Annotated in this window: 1 protein-coding gene; it reads left to right on the top strand. The window is 70.2% G+C overall.

Annotation, left to right across the window (positions count from 1 at the left end; genetic code table 11):
- Positions 1-332: DUF1254 domain-containing protein (locus KUA57_RS09520; protein ID WP_218494162.1), on the top strand; the 332-nt coding region annotated here is incomplete at both ends.

The following is a 332-nucleotide window of genomic DNA, read 5'->3' as shown; positions in this document are numbered from 1 at the left end:
GCACCAGGCAGCGATGGAAGGCTATCTGTATTTCTACCCGCTGCTGGTCATGGACCTGACGCGGCGTCAGGCCGCCCATCCCTCGCAGAACACGCCGCCCAACGCCTACGCCTTCGTGCGCAGCCTGCCCCAGGCCGGCGCCGCCGCCCCCTGGGCCAATCCCGACATGTTGCGCGGCACGGCCTGGCTGGACCTGAGTGCCGGCCCCGTGGTGCTGTCCGTGCCCGACACCGGCGGCCGGCTGTATACGCTGACGCTGGTGGACCTGTGGAACGACGCTTTCGCCGTCCTGGGCAAGCGCAGCACCGGCACCGCCAAGGGCAACACCGTGC

This window comes from Streptococcus vulneris (assembly GCF_019218685.1).
GTDB classification, from domain to species: Bacteria; Bacillota; Bacilli; order Lactobacillales; family Streptococcaceae; genus Streptococcus; species Streptococcus vulneris.
Note: the sequence above shows the minus strand (reverse complement) of the source record. Positions and strands in the feature narration are given on the sequence as shown.